The sequence below is a fragment of the Marivirga sp. genome, from assembly GCF_035704835.1.
Classification (GTDB): Bacteria; Bacteroidota; Bacteroidia; order Cytophagales; family Cyclobacteriaceae; genus Marivirga.
This window is the reverse complement of record NZ_DASSWQ010000043.1, coordinates 1-15,114: the sequence shown is the minus strand read 5'-3', so window position 1 is coordinate 15,114 and position 15,114 is coordinate 1. Positions and strand designations below refer to the sequence as shown.

Annotated in this window: 12 protein-coding genes; 10 read left to right on the top strand and 2 right to left on the bottom strand. The window is 32.6% G+C overall.

What is annotated here, in order from left to right:
- Positions 1–276: 276 nt before the first annotated feature.
- From VFM92_RS06425 to VFM92_RS06410, 4 genes are all read left to right on the top strand, one after another.
- The gene (locus VFM92_RS06425; RefSeq protein WP_325121370.1) at positions 277–3,459 is read left to right on the top strand and encodes a chemotaxis protein CheB; all 3,183 of its coding nucleotides are present in this window, start codon (positions 277–279) and stop codon (positions 3,457–3,459) included.
- Positions 3,460–3,811: 352 nt separating this feature from the next.
- Positions 3,812–5,440 carry a CheR family methyltransferase gene (locus VFM92_RS06420; protein WP_325121369.1) on the top strand — a complete coding sequence of 543 codons (1,629 nt, stop codon included), beginning with the start codon at positions 3,812–3,814 and terminating at the stop codon, positions 5,438–5,440.
- Positions 5,441–5,485: 45 nt separating this feature from the next.
- Positions 5,486–5,878: a hypothetical protein gene (locus VFM92_RS06415; protein WP_325121368.1), complete on the top strand. Its 393-nt coding sequence runs from the start codon at positions 5,486–5,488 to the stop codon at positions 5,876–5,878.
- 69 nt (positions 5,879–5,947) lie between these two features.
- The gene (locus VFM92_RS06410) at positions 5,948–6,997 is read left to right on the top strand and encodes an ATP-binding protein (RefSeq protein ID WP_325121383.1); all 1,050 of its coding nucleotides are present in this window, start codon (positions 5,948–5,950) and stop codon (positions 6,995–6,997) included.
- A gap of 91 nt (positions 6,998–7,088) precedes the next feature.
- Here VFM92_RS06410 and VFM92_RS06405 read toward each other — a convergent pair whose 3' ends face one another.
- Both VFM92_RS06405 and VFM92_RS06400 read right to left on the bottom strand, forming a co-directional pair.
- A complete protein-coding gene (locus VFM92_RS06405) occupies positions 7,089–7,697 on the bottom strand; it encodes a nitroreductase family protein (protein WP_325121367.1) in 609 nt (202 codons plus the stop codon).
- 142 nt (positions 7,698–7,839) lie between these two features.
- Positions 7,840–8,535, bottom strand: coding sequence for a DUF4230 domain-containing protein (locus VFM92_RS06400; protein WP_325121366.1), 696 nt, complete (start codon positions 8,533–8,535; stop codon positions 7,840–7,842).
- Between the two features lie 243 nt (positions 8,536–8,778).
- On the opposite strand from VFM92_RS06400, the gene VFM92_RS06395 reads away from it, so the two are divergent.
- From VFM92_RS06395 to VFM92_RS06370, 6 genes are all read left to right on the top strand, one after another.
- Positions 8,779–9,639 carry a DUF4007 family protein gene (locus VFM92_RS06395; RefSeq protein ID WP_325121365.1) on the top strand — a complete coding sequence of 287 codons (861 nt, stop codon included), beginning with the start codon at positions 8,779–8,781 and terminating at the stop codon, positions 9,637–9,639.
- Positions 9,629–12,820: a hypothetical protein gene (locus VFM92_RS06390; protein WP_325121364.1), complete on the top strand. Its 3,192-nt coding sequence runs from the start codon at positions 9,629–9,631 to the stop codon at positions 12,818–12,820. The genes VFM92_RS06395 and VFM92_RS06390 overlap by 11 nt, the downstream gene beginning before the upstream one ends.
- Positions 12,807–13,946: a phosphoadenosine phosphosulfate reductase family protein gene (locus tag VFM92_RS06385; RefSeq protein ID WP_325121363.1), complete on the top strand. Its 1,140-nt coding sequence runs from the start codon at positions 12,807–12,809 to the stop codon at positions 13,944–13,946. Before VFM92_RS06390 ends, VFM92_RS06385 begins: the two co-directional genes overlap by 14 nt.
- A 6-nt stretch (positions 13,947–13,952) precedes the next feature.
- On the top strand, positions 13,953–14,348 hold the full coding sequence (locus tag VFM92_RS06380; protein WP_325121362.1) for a nucleoside 2-deoxyribosyltransferase domain-containing protein: 396 nt from the start codon (positions 13,953–13,955) through the stop codon (positions 14,346–14,348).
- Positions 14,305–14,910, top strand: a complete 606-nt coding sequence (locus tag VFM92_RS06375; protein WP_325121361.1) for a hypothetical protein — start codon at positions 14,305–14,307, stop codon at positions 14,908–14,910. Before VFM92_RS06380 ends, VFM92_RS06375 begins: the two co-directional genes overlap by 44 nt.
- Before the next feature lie 68 nt (positions 14,911–14,978).
- On the top strand, positions 14,979–15,104 hold the full coding sequence (locus tag VFM92_RS06370) for a hypothetical protein (protein WP_325121132.1): 126 nt from the start codon (positions 14,979–14,981) through the stop codon (positions 15,102–15,104).
- Positions 15,105–15,114 lie beyond the last annotated feature (10 nt).

The window sequence follows — 15,114 nt, the reverse complement described above, 5'->3', positions numbered from 1 at the left end:
AACCATTTATCCTGAATAAAAAGTGAATTAGTCGACAAAATATATAGTTCAATAGAAAAAAAAAAATAGACAATCTGTGAATTATGTAACAATCTCTAATATTAAAAATATACCTTACATGCGTAACATTCTAAACAGTATTTAAGGTATTAACATTTAAAGATTCTATACTGAGCTAATAAAAAACTTTGTAGCATTACTCAATACTAAAAATGAAGCTTATTCATTAAAAAAAAGTATAAGCTCTTCAGGAAGATCACAATTTACCCAAAAGATATGACTGAATCGGATTTAAATAATAGCTGTTACATAATTGGTATTGGTGCTTCTTCAGGAGGAATGGATGCTATTCATTCTCTTTTCGACCACACCCCTACTGATGGAGTATCGTATGTAATCATTCAACACCTTTCGCCAGATCACAAAAGCTTTATGGTAGAGCTTTTAGAAAAACATAGTAAGCTCAAAATTTGTGAAGTAGAAAATGAAATGTATGTCCAGCCCAATCAGGTTTATATAATACCTAAAGGGAAGAACATGACGATTGATAATAAAATATTATATCTCACCGATAGCAAGCCTAATCAAGTTAATAAGGCTATCGACATATTTTTAAATTCCCTAGCTGAAGACCAAGCAGAAAAAAGCATAGCCATAATTCTTTCGGGAATGGGGAATGATGGAACCCGCGGTGCCGAGGCCATTAAAAAAAATGGTGGAATGGTCATTGTGCAAGAGCCTTCCAGTGCCAAATTCAAGGATATGCCACTGAGTGTAATTGAATCAGGTAATGCTGATGCCATATTACCACCTCACTTAATTCCCGAAGAAATAATTGCCTACTTAAAAAGGGAAGAACTGAGTGCAGAATTATCAGAAGAAGTCACTAAAAACAATGAGTCTCAGCTGACTGAAATTCTTAATTTAGTAAAGCAGTACACTCCCCTTGACTTTACGAATTACAAACGCCCTACCATCATCAGACGAATTGTCATCAGAATGACAAAAAATGATATTAAAACACTTACAGGCTACATCAATTATATTCATGAAAACACAGGTGAACTAGAGATTTTAGCAAAGGAATTTCTGATTAGCGTAACCAAATTTTTTCGGGATAGGGAAGCTTTCCAAATATTAAAGGAAAAGATAATTCCTGATATCATAAAAAATAAGTTGATGGTGGATAACTTGAAACTCTGGGTAGTGGGTTGCGCTACTGGCGAGGAAGCTTACTCCATTGCCATTTTAATCATGGAGCACTTAACTAAAGTGCAGAAGAATCTGGAAGTTAAAATTTTTGCTAGCGATATTGATAAAGCTGCTTTGGCCGTTGCCTCAAAGGGTGTTTACAGTGCAAGCATCAAAAAAGAAGTTTCCGAAGAACTGCTCGAGAAGTATTTCATACAAGAAGATGATAAATATAGGGTTAGAGATAATATCCGAAAGATGATCATTTTCGCTGATCATGATATTGTAAAACAGCCCCCTTATGGCAAAATTGATCTGATAAGTTGTCGTAATCTTTTAATTTACATCAACCCAATTTTACAGAAAAAAATACTCTCTTCTTTACATTTTTGTCTGAATCCGGAAGGTTATTTATTTTTAGGCCCTAGTGAAAGTTTAGGTGACTTGAAAAAATCTTTTTCTACAGTAGATAAAAAATGGAAAATATACAGAAATGCAGAAGTACCCAAGCAACTAAGAGATACTACCTATAGCACTCCTGGTCTTTCTTTACCTAATATATCTTTTAAAAAACACCCCGTTTCCGAAAGAACAACTAACGATACTCAGCTGTCGGAGATTCATAATCATGGCATATTGGAAGAATTAGGTTTTGAAGCAGGTATTTATGTGGATTCAGATTTCTCCATTTTAGAAACATTTGGAAATTATGATAAATATCTATCACCCAAATTTTTTAATTTCAATTTACTGGAAATGCTTCCTGAAGAGCTTTCCATTGCTACTTCTGTTTGCTTAAAAAAAGCGGATAGAAATCGGGGAAAAAGTAGCATATCAGATGTCCGATTTCTAAAAAACAATAAAAAGCATTTCACGGATGTGGTCGTCATCCCTATCAATAAAAAAACCAATCAAAAGCAAAACAGCTCACTTATACTTTTTAGTGACCACCACGAAGGCGAAAAAAGTAGTCCATCTAATGAATTCTTTGAATTGGACGCTCATTCGGCTCAGCACATCAATGACTTAAAACATGAACTGGACATTACAAAAGATAAGCTGAAAAAAAGTTATGATGCTTTAGATGAATCGAATGATAATATAACTTCATATAATGAGGAATTGATCTCTAGCAACGAAGAACTGCAAAGCACTAATGAGGAATTACAATCTGTAAATGAAGAACTACAAACGGTAAACAATGAATATCAATTAAAAATTAAAGAATTAGCAGAGGTAAACGATGACCTTTCTAACTTTTTTAAAGGCATCATTAATGGGCAACTTTATATTGATAATGATATGATATTGCGCAAATTCACAGCTCCTGCTGTTAAGCAAATCAATTTGAAAAGTACGGATATTGGCAGACCACTTAGCGATATTTCCACTAAGATAAAATTACCAACGCTGATGGAAAATATTGAAAATGTGATTAATTCATCTGTTGAAATTGATAAAGAAGTACAAACAAATGATAATTGTTGGTATCATATGGTGATTACTCCGTATTTCAAAGAACAAGAAAACATTTACGATGGAGTTATTATAACCTTTAATGAAATCACTGAATTAAAAAAATCACAACATAAGCTCTCTCGGATAAATGCAGACCACAGAACATTCATTTATTCCGTTTCTCACGATTTAAGAGGCCCTCTTTCTAGTCTTAAAGGATTAGTCTCCTTTTTAGCGGATGATACCAAAGCAGCGAGTATCGGAACAGACAAAATAATGGATATGATTAATGTTTCGATTAACAATTTATTAGAAACGATTGATGAATTATCCGACATTACAAAAATTGAAAGTGAAATAGATAAAGCCGCACCTGTTGATTTAGAAGAATTGTGTGAGGAAATTAAAATCAGTCTTCATGAAGAAATAGACAAAACTGAAACTAAAATAATTTGTGATTTTGAAGAGCCGTATATCTCATTTGGCAAGAAAAACCTAAGAAGCATATTACTCAACTTAATTAGCAATGCCATAAAATATAGATCACCTGAACGAACACCAGAAATCACAATTAGCACCAGAAGGAAGGAAGAATTTATCGCCCTTTCTATAAGTGATAATGGCCTAGGAATGGAACCTGATAAAATTGATGAGATTTTCGCCATCTTTAAAAGGCGCCATAATCATGTTGAAGGTTCTGGAGTTGGATTTTATTTAGTAAAGAAAATTATTGAAAATGCAGATGGAGAAATTACTGTTGAAAGTGAACTAGATAAAGGCTCCACCTTTACTGCCTATTTCAAAATCTAGGTCTAATCTACCATGATCACGCTCTTATTTTTATCGCATCGATTAACTTTTAGTAAGTCATGAGTAAAAATTATTATTTACTCTAAATGAATTGCAATTGATTTTCAATATGGCAAATCAAAATGTGAGATTTTTGCAAATATTTCTTTGGTAAAATCAAATTAAACTAACTATTTCACGAAAGCATCCTAATTATTTACTACCTTTCTATTGTTATATTTTTTAAAGGATGTAATGTGCATATTCCTACTACAATTATTGAATAGAAGCAATCAATTGGACAGGCCTAAATTCTCATCTTGAATCTTTTCAATCAAATAATAAGATATACAACAACCCCAAAATTAATCCAATGGCGATGACTGAACCCGAATTAAATAAAAGCTCTTATATCGTAGCCATTGGAGCCTCCACAGGCGAAATGGAAACAATCCAACAACTGTTTGACCAGTTGCCAAGTGAGGATGTTGCTTACATTATTGTCCAACATTTTACAAAGGATACCAAAAGTCTTATAGCAGAGCTTTTAAATAAACACAGTGCCTTAAAGATTAATGAAGCAGAAAACGGAATGGCTGTAAAACCTAATCAAGTTTACATCATGCCTGTTGGGAAAAGTATGACCATCAAAAATAAGGTTTTACACCTAAACAGTAGCAAACCCAGCCAATCCAATGCGCAAATCGATATTTTTCTGAGTTCTTTAGCTGAGGACCAAGCCGAAAAAAGCATAGCTGTAATCCTCGATGGAATGGGGCAAGATGGCACAAAAGGAACTGCAGCCATTAAAAAGCGTGGCGGTTATGTTATCGTGCAAGAACCGTCCAGCACCGAATTTCAGGAAATACCACGTAATGTAATTGAATCAGGAAATGCAGATGTTGTCATCGAACCACATTTAATTTCTACAGAAATATTATCCCATTTAAAAGCCGAAGAACTTAAATTAAAATTATCTCAGGAAGTTCTACATGATAATGAAGAACGATTTACTGAAATTCTTAACTTAGTAAAACAGCATACTCCACTTGATTTCACAAATTACAAGCGGCCAACCATTATTAGGAGAATTGCCATCAGAATGACCCATACCAATATAGAATCAATAGATGAATATATTGAGTATATGAAGAAAAATACCGCTGAACTTGAGATTCTGGCGAATGAATTTTTGATAAGTGTCACCAAGTTTTTTAGAGATAATGATGCATACCAAACGTTACAAGAAAAAGTAATTCCTGAAATTATAAAAGGTAAAAAAACAGGAGGTACACTTAAAATTTGGGTTGTGGGTTGTGCTACTGGAGAAGAAGCATATTCCATCGCTATTTTAATAAGTGAACACCTTGAGAAAGTTGGAAAAGAATTGGAAGTCAAAATTTTTGCGAGTGATATAGACAAAAATGCATTGGCCCTTGCCTCCAAAGGAGTTTATAATTCAAGCATCAAAACAGATATTTCTGACGAACTACTAGAAAAATATTTTAGTAAACAAAACAATCAATATAAGATAAGTGAAGATATCCGAAAAATGATCGTGTTTGCTGATCATGATATTGTGAAGCAACCTCCTTTTGGTAAAATTGACCTGATAAGTTGTAGAAATCTTCTTATCTATTTTAATCCAATTTTACAGAAAAGAATTCTATCTTCTCTGCATTTTTGCCTTAATTCAAAAGGCTATTTGTTCTTAGGTCCGAGTGAAAGTTTAGGAGATTTGAAAGAGTCCTTTTCCATAATCGATAAAAAATGGAAAATCTACAGAAGTATAGAGCAGCCTAGGTTTCTTAGAGATACTACTTACAGCACGCCTGGCATAACGCTACCTGATATTTCATCTAAAAAATCTTCCGCCAAGCCTGCTAAAAGCGATAAAAAGGCAGAAAAAATCAGTAAACAAAGCATTTTTGAGGAATTAAATTTTGAAGCTGGTATTTATGTGAATGCTGATTTTTCTATTTTGGAAACTTACGGAAACTAAGAGAAATACCTGTCCCCAAAATTTTTCAGTTTCAATTTACTTGAAATGCTTCCTGAGGAATTAGTAATTGCTACTTCGGTTTGTCTGAAAAAAGCCAATCGAAATCAAAGGAAGAATTCCTTATCGGATGTAAAATTTGTAAAAAATGATGAAAAGCATTTTGTAGATATAGTCGTGATTCCTCTCAATGAACATACAGGAGATTTAGTGGATAGTTCATTGGTTTTATATCGAGACCACCTCGAAAAATCGGGAGATAGAGCGCATGATGATTTTTTTGAATTAGACAAATATGCTCGCCAACACATCGAAGACTTAAAACTAGAACTTTCTACCGTTAAGGAAGAATTAAAACGAAGCCATGAAGATTTAGAAGAATCTCATGACAATATCTCTTCCTACAATGAAGAATTAATATCCAGCAATGAAGAACTGTAAAGCACAAATGAAGAGCTACAATCAGTCAATGAAGAACTACAAACGGTAAATAATGAGTATCAATTAAAAATAAAGGAGCTAGCAGAATTAAATGATGATTTAAATAACTTCTTTAAAGGCACCGTTAATGGGCAGCTTTATATCGATAACAATATGATACTGCGCAAATTCACTCCGCCTACTACCAAACAGGTAAATCTTCAGAATTCTGACATTGGTCGACCATTAAGCGATATTTCTACAAAAATTAAGCTTCCTACGCTCATTGACAATATTCAGATGGTTATGGAGTCTACCAATAGTCTTGAAAAAGAAATACAAACGAATGACGGCCGTTGGTACCAAATGGTAGTTACCCCCTATTTCAAGGAAAAAGAAAGTACGCACGATGGTGTAATTGTTACCTTTAATGATATCACCAAATTGAAGAAAACGCAGGATAAATTATCGCGAATAAATGCAGATCACAGTACTTTTATTTACTCTGTTTCTCACAATTTAAAAGGACCAATCGCCAATGTAGAAGCTATGTTGCCTTACTTAAAAGAAGAGAAAAAATCTGATAGTTTAGACTCTAAAAAAGTAGTAGATATCGTTCAAAACTCTTTTACATTCTTAAAAAGAAGCATAGACGAATTATCTGATATTGCAAAAATTGAAAGTGAGCTAGAAAAAAGTGAAGCAACTGAAATTAATGAATTGTTTAAAGATGTTAAAAGTCATCTGCAGGAAGAGTTAAAAAAAGCGGGAGCCACTATAATTTGCGATTTTCAGGTGCCTCGGATATCCTTTTCCAAGAAAAATTTGAAAAATATTTTATTCAACTTACTAAGCAATGCTATAAAATACAAAGCTGCAGACCGAACTCCTGAAATAACCATTAGCACAAAAAAAGAAAATGATTATACCGTACTTACTGTTCAGGATAATGGAATAGGCATGAAATCAGATAAAATTGATGAAATCTTTAATGTTTTTAAAAGAAGGCATAGTCATGTGGAAGGCTCTGGCGTAGGATTGTATTTAGTCAAAAAAATTATTTCGAATGCAGATGGAGATATTAAAGTAGAAAGTAAGTTAGATAAAGGCTCCACTTTCAAAGTGTACTTCAAAAGTTGAAGCCTTTATCGGATAGTCTCCCTAATATTTCGCCTTCAGAATGAATAATAAATATTGATTAAGGTGTAATCAGAAATATAGAATGCCAATATTAAAAACTACTCTCACCCCATGCTTTATCAAAAACAATCTCTTTTATTGGTTTTCTACTACGTTCTTTAGATTCTCTGGCTTTTAATTCTTCTGGCACATTTTCAAAATCTAGCTTATAGCCTAAAGCTATAGCAGAAACCACTTCATATCCTTCAGGAATATCGAAAGTGTTTTGAATATTATCTCTTACAATCCCTGCCATTTGGTGCAAATACAGCCCCATTGAAGTTACCTGAGCTGACATATTCCCAACAGCCAATCCAAGGTCGTGCCAGCTATGCATATTGGGTTGACCATTCATGTCAAAAGTCTTTTTGGCGAATGTGAGCATCAAAACAGGCGCATTTTGAGCCCACTTTTGATTGTGTTCATTTATTCCATTTAACACTTTTTGATAATGCGCTCCTTGTGCTTTCGTAGCCACAACAAATCGCCATGGTTGCTCATTAAAACAGGATGCCGCCCAACGAGTAGCCTCAAAAATTTGTTGCAATTGTTCTTTTGAAACTTCCTTGTCAGAAAAAGCCACAGGACTTTTCCGTTTTTTCAATAATTCTAATTGAATCTGATCTAAATTTTGGGTTGTATTAGTAGAATGATTTTCCATATTTCTTTTTAGTAAGCAATACGTAGAATGAGATTACATGTTGCTACATGGGTTTTGAATTAGGAATGTTAAAATTATGGATTACGGATTGATAGTCTGAATCGTCTTTATAGTGTTTACACTTTGAAAACTCTAAGATGAATCAATACTCCATCCCAATATCTTTTTGCTTATCAAAAGACATTAATTCCTGCTCCAATTCATTTAGAATTTCGCCAGAAGTACGCATAGTATTTTCAAAATCATCAGGATTTTCATCTCCAGCAAACCGAATGCTAACTTCCTGGTCGAGTGGTAGAAAAATAGCTTCAAAAACATCTGATAATTGAAGTTTAGTAAGCTCCAGAATTCCTGAATTAATAGCCACTTGGGTAATTTTATCTTTTCTCTCCGCTTCTATTTCCTTAATCTCTTTCATGGCTGCTTCCATTCTATTTTCAAAGAGCGTGATATCCAAATCCAGTACTCTCAAACTTTCAAACTCGGCTTGCTCCCATTTGAAGTTTGGAACGTCCAGCTTAGGCTCTGGCAACAGAATTGTAATATTTTGATTTTTATCACTACTCACCACCATATTTTCTAAATCCACAAAAGCGGAAATCTCTACTGGAATTTCATAATATGCAATAATCGGTCTATTGGGTTTATTTCTTCGGTGTACAAAATAGACATCATTCAAATTTACTTTTGCCCCATGAAAATCTTGTCTTAGAATCACTTCCTTTACTTGAGCTTCTTCTAAATATTTCCGTGGGTGATGGAATTTGGATACGGCCCAAATGGTGATAGGTATGGCTATCAAAATACCGACTAAAAGAAAGAAAATATTGTTTTTCATGAGGTTCTTTTTTGGTGAATGCAGAAGTGAAGATAATGAAGGATGAGGGGAATTGGAAATTGAGCTGATTCAAAACACGGCTATTGAAAGAATTTTGTAACTGTTTAATCCAACTTGGGTTTAATTATGGCGAATTCGCCATAATTAATATCTGAATTTTTGGTTGAATCTCAATAACCTAAAAATTCTCAAATTACTCTAAACATAGTGGTTTAAAGTCTATGATTTTGTAATTTTGACACTATGTCAAATCTCATATTTTCTGGACACGATACCTTCCATTGCAGGCAGTTTTGGTTGAAAAAAGGCTATGACTTTATTAACAAGGGAATGTCATTCAATGATGATAATGCAGTATTAGAGTTAGGTATTGGTAAAAATATGGTAAGTGCGGTTAGGTTTTGGATGAAAGCATTTGGTTTGGTGGATAAAAATGAAACTCCGTATAAAATAACAAAAGCTATATTTGATGATAATGGCTGGGATCCATATTTGGAGGATGAAGGCACATTATGGCTTCTTCACTATTTTCTAATTAAATCAAACTATTCTTCAATCTATTCCATTTTATTTACAGAACTGAGAAAAGTAAAACCAGAATTCAACAATAAGAATTTACAAGATTTTGTAGCTAGAAAATATTCAGAATATGGCTCTTTTAATAAAAACACCTTAAAGAAAGATTTTGACGTTTTTGTGAAGCTCTATTTAGCAACAAAAAATGAAAAGGATCTTGAGGAAAATCTATCGGGAATCTTAACTGAATTAAATTTAGTTGATGAAATAAAAAGAGGAGATAAACATATAAAATTGCAGAGTATTAGCAGTAAAAAAAGACAAAGTTTACCTCCTGAAATAATACTTTTTGCTATTATTTCAGATGATACTTATGGACAATCCATAAGTTTTCAAAGTTTGTATAGTGAAAATGGGATTGGAAATATTTTTGCAATTGACCAAGAGAGTCTCTATGAGAAACTGCAACTTGTTTCCGAAAAATATAAAAACATTATTCTATCGAATGAGGCTGGAATTGTAGAGATACAATTCAGGGAGCAAAAACCATCTCCTTTTCAAGTTTTAAAATCATATTATGAAGGTTAAGTTTTCTCCATCTATCAATATATTAAGGGATTCTGATAAGGATATTCAGTATTATCTTACTCCAAATACTGAAAGAATTGCAGCGCAATTAGTTAATGATTTTAAGAAAGGTTTTCATGCTTTCAGCATTATTGGGTCTTATGGTACTGGAAAATCTTCTTTTCTATGGGCATTACAACAAAGTTTAAAAGGTAAAGAAGATTATTTCAAACTTAATTTCGGTAATAAAAAAGTTAAGTTTTTTAATTGGGTTGGCGAACACAATTCCTTTACAGAATATTGTGAAGATTATTTTAATCTTGAACATCGGTTCAGTGGAAATCAGCATATTTTTGATGCTATCTTTAAAGAATATGATGCCTTGGGCAAGGATGGTTTATTAGTCATTTTTGCAGATGAATTCGGGAAATTTTTGGAGTTTGGTACCAAACATGAGCCAGAAAAGGAATTGTACTTCATTCAACAATTAGCCGAGTTTGTTAACGACTCCAATAGAAATATTCTTTTTATATGCACTCTTCACCAAAGTTTTGATGCATATGGCTATGAATTATCAGATGAGAAACAAAGAAATGAATGGAGAAAGGTTAAAGGACGATTAAGAGAACTAACCTTTAATGAACCAGTAGAGCAACTTTTATATCTTGCTGCTCAAGAAACCGAAAATGAAGAAATAACAGGTGACAAGGCCAGCCAACTCATAAACCTTATTGAAAAACATCATTTATTTTCAATAGAAACAGAGTTTTTGAAAAAGATAGGTGATAAACTATTCCCCTTAGAGCCAATATCAGCAGTAGTATTGACTGCTGCTCTTCAAAAATATGGTCAAAATGAACGCTCTCTTTTTACTTTTTTAAAATCAGTTGAGATAAGTAATCGAAAAAATTATTTTGATTTAACTCATATCTATAATTATCTCTATCATGATTTCTATTCTTTTATTAACTCTAAGAGTAACCCGCATTACATCAATTGGGCTTCAATAAGAGAAGCAGAAGAAACAATTGAAGCAGAATTCCAAGAAAAGGCTCCAATTGCGATCAAACTTATTAAAATAATTGGTCTGCTTTCAATTTTTAAAGCTGGTGGAGCCAAAATAAATGATGAATTTCTTGAGTCTTACGCTTCCATAATTCTGGGTATTAAGGATGTATCAAAAATTTTAGAGCAACTTAAGAGACAGAGAATAATTAAATACTCTGCTTTAAGAGATTCTTACCAAATATATCTCGGAAGTGATTTAGACATTGAAGAAGCCTTACTTAATGCAGGAAAGGATGTCAATGATGGGCTTGACATGGTTTCTAAGTTAAATGAACATTTCAACTTCCCTATCATAACCGCTAAATCTATAACCTACAAAAAAGGGACACCAAGATTATTTGATTTTAAAATCTCTGAAGAACCACTAAACCATATCCCTCAAGATCAAATAGATGGATATATCAATTTAATTGCAAGTAATTACTTGACGATTGATGAATTAATGGAGTTCTCAAGTAAAAATGAAGAGGCTGTTTTATATGGCTATTACAATAATACCAAGGAAATACGAGATACTTTATTGGAAATTGAAAAGACCAAGAAAGTAATTGCAGCTAATGAAGAAGATCATATAGCACAAAAGGAGTTGAAAAGTATTCTTGCAAGTAACGAACAATTACTATCTCATTATGTGGCTAATTCACTTTATGGAAATCAACTCACTTGGGTTTTTAAAGGGGAAAAAATTGAGATTAAAAATAAGAAAGAATTTAACCGCTTATTATCTGAAATTTGTGAAACAGTTTATCCTGCAGCTCCAAAATTCAATAATGAGTTATTAAACAAACATAAGATCTCAGCCTCAATCCACTCCGCTAGAAAACACTACTACAAAAGTTTGGCTGAAAATTGGAATCAAGAAGACTTGGGGTTTGATAAGAATAAATTTCCACCTGAAAAAACCATTTACCAAAGCTTATTGTCTGCTACGGGAATACACAGGAAAATTGGTGATCAATGGGAGCTTACTGAGCCTTCAGAAAATTCTACTTTTACAGAACTGTGGAAAGTAAGCGAACAATTCTTGGATGAGGCAAAAGAAAGTAAAAGAAAAATTACTGACCTATTTGAAATTTTAGGTCAACGCCCATTTAAACTAAAATTAGGTCTCATTGAATTCTGGATTCCTACTTTTCTTTTTATTAAAAGAGGAGATTTTGCACTTTTTAATCAAAATGGATATGTACCTGAACTGAATGGCTCAATTCTTTATTTAATGACCAGAAATCCAAAGGAATATTATGTGAAATCCTTTGAAATATCTGGCTTAAGACTAAAGCTTTTTAATCGATATAGAGCATTACTACAGCAAAAGGAAAGCGATAAATTAAGTAATGCAAGTTTTATTGAAAGCATAAAACCCTTTTTAACCTTCTATGCTGGATTAAACGACTACAGCAAAAACACTGAAAGAATCAGTAAAGAAGCTATTCTTTTTAGGAAGGCAATCATTTCTGCGCAAGATCCTGAAGCTACTTTTTTTGAAGATATTCCAAAAGCATTAAATGTTGATTTAAAAAAATTAGCTGAGTCAGACGCTTACTTGTCTGAATACACAATATTACTTCAAGAGAAAATTGATGAGTTAAAATATGCTTATCGGAATTTCCTTGATCGTTTAGAAACTTTTATCACCCAAGAAATAGTTGGGGAGGATTTAAATTTCACTGATTATAAACAAAGACTAATTAATCGTTTTAAGGATATAAAAGAACATCAACTGCTACCAGAGCAATTAACTTTTATCCGAAGACTTAGCTCTCCAATTGATGACAGAGACAGTTGGTTGGCTTCAATTTTCCAGACTTTAAGTAAAAAGCAATTAGCTAGCTTTACTGATGAGGATGAAGACAGAGCCAAAAACAGATTAATCAGTATGATACAATCTTTGGATAATTTAGTTGAAATTTCTAGTATTGAATTTGATGAGGAAAAAGAAGAAATAGTAAAGTTAGATTTTACCGTTCCAGGTGAGGGGCTCCAAAAACAAACCATTCGCTATGGCAAAGCCACTTTAAAAGGTAAGGAAGATATCTTTCAAAGTATAAACACTATACTTGATAAGGATAAAAAATCTAAAATTGCTATATTGACAAAGTTACTAAGAGAAGAACTCAATAATGGAAAAAGCTAAACACGTAATTGGGATATCGGGAGGAAAGGACAGTGCTGCCTTAGCTATATATTTATTTGAGAATTATCCTCATTTAGATATGACCTATTATTTCTGTGATACAGGGAAAGAATTAGATGACACCTATAGATTAATTGAAAATATTGAAAACTATATTGGAAAAAAAATAATTCGTTTGCAAAATGATGAGGTTGCAAAAACAAACGAAAATCCATTTGATTACTTTTTAAAATCATACAGAGGTTATTTACCCTCCCCTACCGCGCGCTGGTGCACAAAAAAACTTAAATTAGACCCTTTTGAGAATTTTGTGGGCGATGCACCTACTATTTCTTATGTAGGCATTAGAGGAGATGAAGACCGAGAAGGCTACATATCCACTAAAAAAAATATTCAATCCATTTTTCCTTTCAGAAAAAATATTTGGGCAGAAGATGTAATCAACAAAGTATTGTATAACGGCAATATTTCCATGATCTCTGATTTATATGCATCTCATCTTAACGGGCGCCAATTAGATAAAGTGATTGACATTGTGCACACACCTTTTGATGTAGACCCAAAAGATAAAAATATTACAAAACGTAATAGAAGAAATAAATTGGAGCAACTATTGGACTTAGGTGTTATCCCATTTAATAAAGTTGTTTTTGATTTTTTAAAAACAACCGAATATCCATTAGCCACTGAAGAGGACTTTCCAATGTTGGAAAATGATGACTTATTGATTAGGGAAGATATATTTAAGATCCTTAGAGAAAGTGGAGTTGGAGTTCCTGAATATTATGAAAAGAAACCTTATCAAGTTGAAGAAAAAACGGGTGAATATGCCAGAAGCCGCTCAGGTTGCTATTTCTGTTTTTTCCAACAAAAGATAGAATGGATTTGGCTTTATGAACAACATCCAAGCCTGTTTATACAAGCAATGGAATATGAAAACGCTGAAGAAGGCTTTACTTGGAACCAACATGAAACTTTAGCGGATTTGATAGAACCTAAGCGAACGGAACAAATCAAAAAAGAGCACCTAAACCGCATGAATAGGGCAAAATCTAAAGATTCTAAATTTTTAATCGACATCCTTGACGATACTGAAAGTGAAGGATGTGCAGCTTGTTTTATTTAAACTAGTATGAAAAGCAAAGTTTATTTAGCTGGTGGAATGAATTCAAATTGGCAAAAAAAAATAATTGACGAATTATCAGATCAATTTATTTTTTTCAACCCTTCTGAACACAAACTTGATGATGTAAAAGAGTATAAAGTTTGGGATTTATATTATGTTAAAAATTGCGATATACTATTTGGTTATATGGAGAAATCAAACCCTTCTGGTTATGGGCTAGCTCTAGAAATCGGATATGCCAAAGCTTTAAATAAACTAATTATCCTAGTTGATGAAAGATCACACTCAGATGCTACATTTCACAAAAACTTTAAATTCATTCAATTAACAAGTGATATATATTTTAATAAAATAGAGGATGGAATTACAATGTTGTCTTCAATGTGCAGAGGGATCAAATAACGGATTCAATTTAGAAGTGTTTTACTGGCTTGGCACTCTTCTTTTAGGTTTTGGTGGTTATTTTATTGCCTATAAACAGTTCAAAATGTCTTTAAATTCATCAAAAGAGGAAAGAGAAATTAATTCTCTTTCTAAAAAACTAAATGAATTTTATGGACCATTTTATCAGTTAAGAAAAAAAAGTTTTACTTTATACAAGGAGTTTCGAAAGAAATTTGAAACTGAAGACCCTAATTTTTCAACTCTCAAATATCTTTTATCGGGTAAAAGATTTTCTGGAAATGATGAAGTTTTATTAAATGAAATAATTTTAATTGGAGAAGAGTGTGAAGATTTTATTCACAAAAATGCTGGCTTAATTGATCATAATGAAATTAGAAATAACTTATTACCAAAGTTAACAACTCATTACAGATTAATTAAATTAGCCAAAGATGGTATGCTAAAAGGTGATTTAGATACTATCGGTAGATACACATTTCCAAAAGAAATTGATTCTGAACTTGAAAACCGGATAAATGAAATAAAAGCTCGGTTGAATGAATTAAACAAGAAAATATAATAATAACCATATAAACATCAATTTAAGGTTATTAAATATTTCTGATAGCACAATTATTTAATATGGTAATGATGCCAAAAATAGTTGGTGATTTTTATCCAAATATTGTATTAAATTGGGAATGTAAATCTGAAGAGGAAGTAGGCTCTGCTGAGGAGCAACCTACCAGCAATAAGGTTTACCAACTGGAATGACCTCCCTTAT

Coding starts and splice junctions, on each gene's coding strand:
- VFM92_RS06425 (WP_325121370.1), top strand. CDS start 277: ATGACTGAATCGGATTTAAATAATAGCTGTTACATAATTGGTATTGGT.
- VFM92_RS06420 (WP_325121369.1), top strand. CDS start 3,812: ATGGCGATGACTGAACCCGAATTAAATAAAAGCTCTTATATCGTAGCC.
- VFM92_RS06415 (WP_325121368.1), top strand. CDS start 5,486: ATGCTTCCTGAGGAATTAGTAATTGCTACTTCGGTTTGTCTGAAAAAA.
- VFM92_RS06405 (WP_325121367.1), bottom strand. CDS start 7,697: ATGGAAAATCATTCTACTAATACAACCCAAAATTTAGATCAGATTCAA.
- VFM92_RS06400 (WP_325121366.1), bottom strand. CDS start 8,535: ATGAAAAACAATATTTTCTTTCTTTTAGTCGGTATTTTGATAGCCATA.
- VFM92_RS06395 (WP_325121365.1), top strand. CDS start 8,779: ATGTCAAATCTCATATTTTCTGGACACGATACCTTCCATTGCAGGCAG.
- VFM92_RS06390 (WP_325121364.1), top strand. CDS start 9,629: ATGAAGGTTAAGTTTTCTCCATCTATCAATATATTAAGGGATTCTGAT.
- VFM92_RS06385 (WP_325121363.1), top strand. CDS start 12,807: ATGGAAAAAGCTAAACACGTAATTGGGATATCGGGAGGAAAGGACAGT.
- VFM92_RS06380 (WP_325121362.1), top strand. CDS start 13,953: ATGAAAAGCAAAGTTTATTTAGCTGGTGGAATGAATTCAAATTGGCAA.
- VFM92_RS06375 (WP_325121361.1), top strand. CDS start 14,305: ATGGAATTACAATGTTGTCTTCAATGTGCAGAGGGATCAAATAACGGA.
- VFM92_RS06370 (WP_325121132.1), top strand. CDS start 14,979: ATGATGCCAAAAATAGTTGGTGATTTTTATCCAAATATTGTATTAAAT.